This is a genomic window from Desulfobacula sp., assembly GCF_021107415.1.
Genome location: NZ_JAIOSW010000294.1, coordinates 1 through 8,926, shown reverse-complemented (window position 1 = coordinate 8,926; position 8,926 = coordinate 1). Strand labels below are relative to the sequence as shown.

At 40.2% G+C, this 8,926-nt stretch carries 11 protein-coding genes; 4 read left to right on the top strand and 7 right to left on the bottom strand.

What is annotated here, in order from left to right; genetic code table 11:
- A partial coding sequence (locus tag K8S13_RS15365) for a hypothetical protein (protein WP_291463800.1) occupies positions 1-851 on the top strand: 851 nt, incomplete at its 5' end.
- Between the two features lie 56 nt (positions 852-907).
- Here the strand turns inward: K8S13_RS15365 and K8S13_RS15360 are convergent.
- The gene (locus tag K8S13_RS15360; protein ID WP_291463799.1) at positions 908-1,549 is read right to left on the bottom strand and encodes a flagellar brake protein; all 642 of its coding nucleotides are present in this window, start codon (positions 1,547-1,549) and stop codon (positions 908-910) included.
- Position 1,550: 1 nt separating this feature from the next.
- A complete protein-coding gene (locus K8S13_RS15355; protein ID WP_291463798.1) occupies positions 1,551-2,900 on the bottom strand; it encodes a TIGR03013 family XrtA/PEP-CTERM system glycosyltransferase in 1,350 nt (449 codons plus the stop codon).
- A 284-nt stretch (positions 2,901-3,184) separates the two neighbouring features.
- Between K8S13_RS15355 and K8S13_RS15350 the strand changes: the two genes are divergently transcribed.
- Positions 3,185-3,877 carry a DUF364 domain-containing protein gene (locus K8S13_RS15350; protein WP_291463797.1) on the top strand — a complete coding sequence of 231 codons (693 nt, stop codon included), beginning with the start codon at positions 3,185-3,187 and terminating at the stop codon, positions 3,875-3,877.
- Between the two features lie 97 nt (positions 3,878-3,974).
- On the opposite strand, the gene K8S13_RS15345 is transcribed toward K8S13_RS15350, so the two are convergent.
- From K8S13_RS15345 to tmk, 3 genes are read right to left on the bottom strand one after another with little or no spacing between them, the layout of a single operon-like run.
- Entirely contained in the window at positions 3,975-4,187 is a 213-nt protein-coding gene (locus K8S13_RS15345; protein WP_291463796.1) for a CooT family nickel-binding protein, read from the bottom strand.
- A gap of 24 nt (positions 4,188-4,211) precedes the next feature.
- Positions 4,212-4,634 carry a DUF3842 family protein gene (locus tag K8S13_RS15340; RefSeq protein WP_291463795.1) on the bottom strand — a complete coding sequence of 141 codons (423 nt, stop codon included), beginning with the start codon at positions 4,632-4,634 and terminating at the stop codon, positions 4,212-4,214.
- Positions 4,635-4,653: 19 nt separating this feature from the next.
- Positions 4,654-5,289, bottom strand: coding sequence for a dTMP kinase (tmk, locus tag K8S13_RS15335; RefSeq protein ID WP_291463794.1), 636 nt, complete (start codon positions 5,287-5,289; stop codon positions 4,654-4,656).
- A gap of 190 nt (positions 5,290-5,479) precedes the next feature.
- Between tmk and K8S13_RS15330 the strand changes: the two genes are divergently transcribed.
- Both K8S13_RS15330 and K8S13_RS15325 read left to right on the top strand, forming a co-directional pair.
- On the top strand, positions 5,480-5,785 hold the full coding sequence (locus tag K8S13_RS15330) for an isoamylase early set domain-containing protein (protein WP_291463793.1): 306 nt from the start codon (positions 5,480-5,482) through the stop codon (positions 5,783-5,785).
- Positions 5,786-5,832: 47 nt separating this feature from the next.
- Positions 5,833-7,218, top strand: coding sequence for an FAD-dependent oxidoreductase (locus K8S13_RS15325; RefSeq protein WP_291463792.1), 1,386 nt, complete (start codon positions 5,833-5,835; stop codon positions 7,216-7,218).
- A 35-nt stretch (positions 7,219-7,253) separates the two neighbouring features.
- Here the strand turns inward: K8S13_RS15325 and queD are convergent, their stop codons facing one another.
- Positions 7,254-7,649, bottom strand: coding sequence for a 6-carboxytetrahydropterin synthase QueD (queD, locus tag K8S13_RS15320; RefSeq protein WP_291463791.1), 396 nt, complete (start codon positions 7,647-7,649; stop codon positions 7,254-7,256).
- A 21-nt stretch (positions 7,650-7,670) separates the two neighbouring features.
- Complete coding sequence (gene dnaJ, locus K8S13_RS15315; protein ID WP_291463790.1) at positions 7,671-8,771, bottom strand: molecular chaperone DnaJ; 1,101 nt, start codon at positions 8,769-8,771, stop codon at positions 7,671-7,673.
- Between the last annotated feature and the right edge of the window lie 155 nt (positions 8,772-8,926).

The window sequence follows — 8,926 nt, the reverse complement described above, 5'->3', positions numbered from 1 at the left end:
GATTTCCTGCCCATAAAAGCAGAGGGATCGACCATAACTACAATCTGCATTGCAAACTGATTGATGTTCTTTCTTATATTAAACCGGATGTAACGCTCATCGAAGGTATTGAAGGGACTGTTTATGGACATTATCCAACTCTTAAGCTGGCTGATGAATGTATAAAACCCTTTCTCTTACTTATTGGCAGTATAAATGTGGTTGCTGCAGATCTTGTTGGAGCTAAAATATTCGGTCTTGAGAAGGAGAACGTTCCTCATTTGCAGATGGCGATCGAACGAGGGTTCGGTGGAGATGTCAGAACTCTTCAGGATATTGATATGGCAGGCGATATAACCAGCCTTGATTCTATTGATCTTATCGGTGACATGCCCGAAGCAGGATCATACCCAACAGATCTATTTGATTCTTTTCCAGATGATGTGAATATTATTCAAGGAAAAGAACTGGCCTGCAAGGAGGGGTGCGTTAACAATCCGTTAACTTTATTACAGATATTGTACAACGATTATAACGGCAAAGGCGGTTGGACCCTTTTGATGGGTAAAGGCTTTGATAAGGAAGAAATCCTTAACCTGGAAGGTAAAGTACTCATTGCAGGGCACTGTGCTATTGAAGAGGTTTCTTCGATTTTAATTAAAAAATTAAAAAGAAAAAATGTATATCTCAGTGGAGAGTGCAATGATCTGTGTTCAACAGCGGAGGCAATGTTTCATCTGATGAAGGTTAACCCAATAGATCTTGTTCCCATCAATCCTGTAATGGCATTACTTGCCTTAATAACGGCCAAATTAAAAGGTTCCCAATCGAGAGTACCTAATCTTTTGTCGCATATACTGAAAAGAGTATAGATATTGGGTTTGATAGGATAGTATTAATATCTTATATCTTGAAAAAAAATCTCTTCTTAAATATTCAGGGCAGGAACCAGACTTGTAAGCACTTTTTGGGAAAATCCGTTTAAGTCTTGAAAGAGAATACCAAGGAAGGTTTTGGAGTCTTTCAGGCGCATGTTCTGAATTTCTCCTTGAATGGAAAGAGTTTCAAGTTGACCATAGGGCAATTGCAAGGTCACCAAAGGCGGACTGGAACTGTCAATATCCGGGCAATTATCCATATTGCAGAGGCAGCCGTTTTTGCTGATATTGGTGATGGTTCCTTCCAGAATCAAGGTGTCTATGGTTATCTTGACAGGAAGAAAGCATTCTACTCTTTTATTAGATCGGACATTACAACTTTTCACCTTTTGGGGATATTCCAGAAAAAGAAGATGATCCGGATCTTTAATGGCCTTAATGATTCGCGTATTAAATCCAAATACATCATCTGCCAGAATATATTTGGCCTGGAGGGAATCACCGGGAGATATGCAGTTTTGCACCCATTGATGATCTGACATCTGCACAATCAGATATTTTCCCACCTGCATGCCGATGAGCCGGCTGGACGTGGATTGACCAGAAGTGTGGGACTCAAGGAACAAATCCGTACCTAATTCGATAAACAATCTTTGACTTCGGTTGATATTGTCGGTTTTTTTTATCATCATATTACCTGCCACCCCTTCTGAATAATACAATTTTTATGGTTTCAAACACGATTAAAAGCTCAAGAAATAATGAAAGATTGTTAATATAATACAGATCATATCTGAGTTTTTCAACTGAATCACCTATGGAGGCACCATAGGGGTACATGATTTGTGCCCATCCTGTAATACCAGGTTTAATGGCATGCCGTTCTAAATAATAAGGGGTCTCCCGACTGATCTGCCGGACAAACTCGGGCCGTTCAGGTCGGGGACCAATAAAACTCATATCACCTTTGAGTACATTGATCAGCTGTGGCAGTTCATCAATTCTTGTTTTCCGTATAAATGCTCCTATGCGGGTGACTCTGGGATCATTTTCCAGTGCCCAGGCAGCACCGGTATTTTTTTCTGAATCATCGCTCATGGATCTGAATTTATAAATAGTAAAAATTTTACCGTTGAGGCCCACTCGCTGTTGAAAATAAAAAATGGAGCCTGGTGAATCCAGTTTGATGGTAATGGCAATGATAGGGAAAAGCGGCAGGCAGAGAGTCAGAAGTAAAGATGAAAACATAATATCAAGAATTTTTTTTAGACGACGTATAAAAGGGGTGATTAAAAATCCGGTACTCTGCACCAGCCAGCCCGGGTTGATATGTTCAATTGGAATTTTACCGGTTATCAGTTCAAAAAAGGAAGGATAATCAATAATTCTTACACCCATGAGCTTGCAGGTCAAAAGTTTGTCAGTTACAAGATTACCTCTTCTTTCAGTGAGGGCAATGACAATGGCATGGGCATTGGTTTGTTTGGCGATTTTTACAATATCGTTAATGGAACCAAGAATCTCACCGGGATCAACAGAAACTGGTTCCATAACGGGTTTTATATAACCGATCAGGGTATATTTACCTGGTGCTTCCTGTATCAATTTTTTAACTGAAACTGCCTGAATTCCTGTTCCAATGACAATGATTTTTTCAGAAAAAAAGTTTGCATCATTGGACTTGTTAAACAGGATTTGCCAGCAGTTTTGCACAATGAAGAAAATAATCATGCAGATCACAAGACTCAAAAAATCAGTCTTCTGATACAAGGGAAAAAACATCAACAGGAGAAAGGAGAGTGCTGCGGCAAAAGAAGACCGAATCACTCGGTCTTTAAAAATCCATTTTTCAGGTTGATAAACTTCGCAAAGAAAGGAAAATAAAATTACCACCGGGATGAAAGATAGTGTCCACATCGGCCAGGCAGATATTTCTGGTGATTGCCTGATAGTTAGAAACAAGGCAAAGATGGCAGCCAGGACATCACCGCCCATTAAAATAATTTTGTTACGTATAAGGCTTCCCTTTTCAAGTAGTCCCAATTCTGATTTCCTTTATCTTTTAAACCCAAGATTTCAGTCGCTTTATTATGTTATACCGTCATATAGGATAGGAAATTCATTTTTGTCAATAGAAGTATAAACAAAAATCAAATTACACACTGGGAATAAACCGCGCATCAAAAATAAGAGAGGTTACAATGAGTCTTAAAGATGAGTTCAAAAAGATGATCACAAAATTATCGTTAGAATTTACATTCCCTTGGATATCTAATGTTTTCTTCCCGCCATTCCATATAGGTGGTCAACCAAAGGATGCCCATTTTATGGCTATCAGCTTAGAAAGCGGTGCGGCAGGTATCAGCTTTGTTCTCCTGGATGATGAAAAAATGGAACAATATAACACCTTAAAACCACTTTATTTTATAGGGAAAGACCCCCGGGAATTTGCGCTTGAATTTGGCAATGAAGATCCGATTAAAGAAATGATCAGCCTGGCGGCTATTAACGCAATTTGTCAACATGTTATGAGGCAGGTAAGTTTTGAGGTTGAATCTGCTATTGATTCACTGGGGTTATTGTCGGTATCTGCAGGGGACAGAATCGGCATGGTCGGTTTATTCTCCGGCCTGGTTAAAACTATCAGAAACGCAGGTGCAGAACTAATTGTTATTGAAAAAAATGAGCAGTTAATAAAAAAATTTCCCGATCTGCCCATTACACTGGATGCAACGAAATTGAAAACATGTAATAAGATCTTGTGCACCAGTACGACTATATTGAACAATTCTCTCGATGAAATTCTTAGCTTTTGTTCTTCGGATGCATTTGTCTCTATCATTGGCCCAACAGCCGGATATTTTCCTGATCCACTTTTTGCCCGGGGTGTCGATGTTGTGGGTGGACGGGTGATAAAAGATGGTGCGCAGTTTCTGCAACTGCTCTCAGAAGGGAAACGCTGGGGGGATGCTACACAAAGGACCTGTTTCCAAAAAAAAACATATGCGAGTATAATTTAACAGCTGATTCGCTTCAATTTGTCGTCACAGGCCGGAAAATAGACCTCGCCACTAAAATACCCTTGATCAAATACCCTTGATCAAATCTCATTGGTCACTATTCACCCGTCTGTTTTATATATATCTTGTGATCCACCAGTGATAATGCGTGGATATGGCCTTTGATAAATTTTTGCTCGCCAAAAATAGAAATAAGAAGGATACCGTCTTCATCCGGTTCGACCTTATCAACTGCTTCCATTAACAATGTTTCATTCGGCTTGCCAGGCTTGCCGTCATTTTCAACTAAATATGCATTTGCTTCACACATCACACTTTTTACTCCTCGTATATTTTAAAAAAATAAATGCTTGTCCAATAGCTCATCCACCAGTTGAGGCAAAGACAGGCGGCTCACCCCAACAATTTCCAGGTTTTCCTGGGTCAACGGCAGAAGAATTTTTTTTGCATCGGCAGAACATACAGCTTCTGCCATCATGGGGGTCACTTCCCCCAGCATTGCATGGGGCATGATAATCCCCACAGGCCCGATAATAACATCTGCTTTTTTCACAGTCTGAACAATTGCATTACTGCCGGAAGCCCCTTTGTTTGCCTTTGCCTTTAACATCTGGGCTGTAGCAATGGCATTGGTTCCCAGCGCAAAGACTTCTATCCGCTCTCCAAACCGTTCCTTGAGTTTTTTAATAATAGTGGCCCCGATCCCACCCCCCTGGCCATCTATAACACAAACTTTTTTCTGGCTTTCCGGTCCCATACCTGTTGTTTGCCTTTAACTAAATTTTAATAATCTTTTTAACTTCATTTAAAATCGTATTTTCAACTGCTTCCATAGTGCTGTTTCCATCAATGACGGCAATTGTTTCAAGACCTTTTAATGCATCAAAGGCTTTAAAATAATTGGCTCTGACCTTTTTCATGATATCTATTTTCTCATACATTTCAAAACTGCTGCGACTGTTTTTTATTCTTTCAAAACATATTTTGGGATCAACATCAATAAAAATTGTCAAATCAGGCCTTAAAATCTCTGCATTCAGGGAATTTGCATGAATTACCCATTCCATATCAACATACTGGGCATGATACGCATAGGATGAAAAATAGTATCTATCGCATAATACCACCGCCCCCTGATCGACTTTATGGCGGATTCCATTTTCTATATTGACCAGATGATCTGTCCTGTCCGCTGCAAAAAGAGATGCAATGGTTCTTTGATCGGTGGCAAGTTTTCCTGAAAGCATCTGCCGGATTAATGATCCGATAGGTCCGTCAGTGGGCTCAAATGTTGAATAGACTGTATAATCAAAAGTTTTAAGCCGCTTTGATATCTGTTTTATCTGAGTACTTTTCCCAGACCCGTCAATTCCTTCAAAAACGATAAATTTACCGTTAGTTTTATTACCCAATTCGTAAATCCTATACTTTCATTTCATATTATCCATATCATCAAAGAACAATCTATAACAATATACAGGGTTTTTGGCAAGTATCTGAGCTTTTCCTTGACACTTTATAAAAATTATTCTAGAATAGCAAATTGATCATAAGCTCATGAAATCCTTGATTAAACATATGTAAAGATCCTATGGAGGAAAAATGTTTACAAAAAAATTTCTAAAAACCAAGCCTGTATGCAAAGTCTTCTTCAAAGTTCTTAAAAAAAATATCGGGCAGGCCAAAACCGTAAAAATAATTGGTGACTTTAACAACTGGGATATGCAAGCCCCTTCCATGAAAAAACTTAAAAATGGTGATTTTTCGTATACCATTGATCTTGATAAAGATAAAGCCTACCAGTTCCGATACCTTATCGACGGGAAAAATTGGATGAATGATGAAAACGCAGATGCTTATCTGCCATCCCCGTTTCCAGGTATTGATAATTCAATAATTGCCCTTTAATCCTGTGTTTTAAGATATGATTCTAATTTTTAGTATTTAGGTGGGTTATGAAATACGATGTAATTATCGTAGGCGGTGGGCCTGCAGGGCTTTTTGCGGCTTATCATTTAAAAGAACATTCCAATCTGAATGTATTGATGATCGAAAAAGGTAAAAGCCCTTTAAAAAGAAAATGTCCAAACCATAATCTTCAAAAATGTTTTCAGTGTAATCCCTGCAACATTCTGTCCGGGGTCGGCGGGGCCGGTCTTTATTCTGATGGTAAACTCAACTTTATCCCAAAACTTGGAAAAACAGATTTGACCCAGTTTATGACATTGAGTTTAGCACAAGACCTTATTGATGAAACAGAAAGAATTTTCACAAAATTCAAAATGGATGGCCCGGTCTATCCCACCAACATGGAAGAGGCAAAACAAATCCGAAAAGAAGCAAAGCGGTTTGGGATTGATCTTCTGCTGATCAGGCAAAAGCATTTGGGATCTGATACTCTGCCCGGCCATATTGCCGGGGTGGCAGACTATATTCAGTCAAAGGGACTTGAAATAAAAACCCAGGAGGATGTCATTGATGTCATTGAAAAAGACGGCCGCATCCAGGGTGTTATAACGGATAAAGCTGAATACAAAACAGCCAATGTTATTCTTGCACCCGGAAGAATCGGGGCAAACTGGATGGCATCTATTGCCCAGAAGCACGGGATCAAGCTGAGTCAGAGGGGGATAGAAGTCGGGGTCCGGGTTGAGGTCCATAATGATATCATGGAGGATCTTTGCAATGTCATTTATGACCCTACTTTTTTCATTCAGACATCCACATACGATGATCAGACCAGAACCTTCTGCACCAATCAGGGTGGTTTTATCTCCCTTGAAAACTACAAGGATTTTGTCTGTGTAAACGGTCATGCCTATTCAGATAAAAAATCATCCAATACAAACTTTGCCTTTCTTTCAAAGGTAATTTTAACTGAGCCGGTCACCGATAACCAGGCCTATGGCGAATCCATTGGAAAGCTGGCCGCCATTATCGGTGGTGGGAAACCTATTTTACAACGATTTGGAGATTTAAAAAGAGGACGGCGCTCAACCTGGAACAGAGTCAGCAAAGGGTATATTGAACCGACCATGACCAATGTGGTTTGCGGAGATATTGCCATGGCACTTCCCGAAAGGATTTTAACAAATTTGATTGAAGGTCTTGAATCCTTAAATTGTGTTGTACCGGGTGTCTCCAACGATGAAACTCTGCTTTATGCACCGGAAATAAAATTTTTTGCCACACAGGTGGAAACGAATAACTATCTTGAGACCGCCATTAAGGGGATGTATGTGGCAGGTGATGGGCCGGGTGTGGCAGGCAACATCGTGTCTGCCGCAGCAACGGGTATCATTCCGGCTAAACGGATTATTGAACAAATCAGTAAGAAATGAGTTGTGAGTAGTAAGAAAAGCCACAACATAAAAATTTATGACTCAATACTCTCCGGAAAATAAGTGGCACAGGCATCATCGGATTCCCAGGCCATGACTTTTGATACCTTTACACCTTCTTTAAGATCCTGATCTAAAAGGCTCTGGACTCTTTGAGCAATATATACGGCAATATGCTCTGATGTAGGCTGGATTTCTTCGAACACTTCAAGCTCATTTAAAAATTTATGATCCAGTTCCCCTTCAACAACCTTTCTCACAGCCTTTTTTATATCACCGAAATCAGCAAGTACACCTGCTGAATTCAATTTTTCCCCTGTAACACAGACCTCTACATGCCAGTTATGTCCATGGAGATTTTCACATTTCCGTCCCACCATGGTCAATTGATGGGCGCCTGCAAAACGAGTTTTCACCTTAAGTTCAAACATTATTTTTGTACCTTAAGTGCCTTAAAGGTTCTTAAAAAGATTTTTCAATTTGTTTGATATTTTATTTGAATCAAGCCTATCAAACTCTTTTAACAATTTCATCTGCTTTTGATTCAACCGGGTGGGTGTTTTAATAATTACCTTGATAATCTGGTCGCCTCTTCGACCTGTTCTAAGTGAGGCAATCCCCTCGCCCCGCAGTCTGAAAACGTCACCGTACTGGGTACCTTTTGGAATTGTCAATTTATCTTCACCCACAAGGGTTGGAATGCTGATCTCATCTCCAAGAGCGGCCTGGATAAATGAGATGTCAATGGCGCAGATAATATCGGTGTCATCCCGTTGAAAAAACTTATGGGATTTGACATTGATCACCACATAAAGGTCCCCGGGAGGTCCTTCAGGGGAAGACGAAGCTTCTCCTTCACCGGTCAGCCGAAGTTTTGATCCCACATCCACCCCTGCCGGGATCTTTACCTGAACTTTGCGTGTTATCTCTATCCTGCCGGCCCCTCTACACCTTCTACAGGGATTGGAGATAATACTCCCCTGGCCCTTGCAATAGGGGCAGGTCGTCTTTACCTTGAAAAAACCCTGGCTCTGGATAAACTGTCCTGTGCCATGACAATGGGAACAGGTCTCGGGGCTTGTGCCTTGTTCACACCCTGACCCTTTACACTCATTGCATACAGAAAGCCTTGGAATAGAAACAGTCTTTTGGGTACCAAAGGCAGCTTCCATAAAATCTATGGTCAGGTTATACCTGAGATCAGACCCTCTACGCACCCTGTTTCCACGGCTGCTTCCCGAGCCAAATCCAAAAAAATCTTCAAAAATATCACCAAAACTTGAAAATATATCCTCAAACCCATTCGGGCCGGAATGACCGGCACCCTCAAGCCCTCTGTGACCGAATTGATCATAAATCTGGCGTTTATTCTCATTATTTAATACTTCATAGGCTTCAGATGCTTCTTTGAATTTATCTTCTGCTTCTTTATTATCCGGATTCTTATCAGGATGATATTTAATGGCACGTTTTCGATAAGCTTTTTTCAATTCCTGCTTTGAAACATCCTTGGCAACGCCAAGTATTTCATAATAATCCCGTTTTTCTGTCATGTGGATACCAACCATTCTATTGTATTCTTCCCTTGACTATGATATTTTTTCAGCCTGCCTTGATAAATAACTTAATCTAACTCAGAAATTCAGGTTGTCAACGATGAATAAAGAACTTGATTTTGTCAAAGACATGTTTGATCGTATTGCACCCA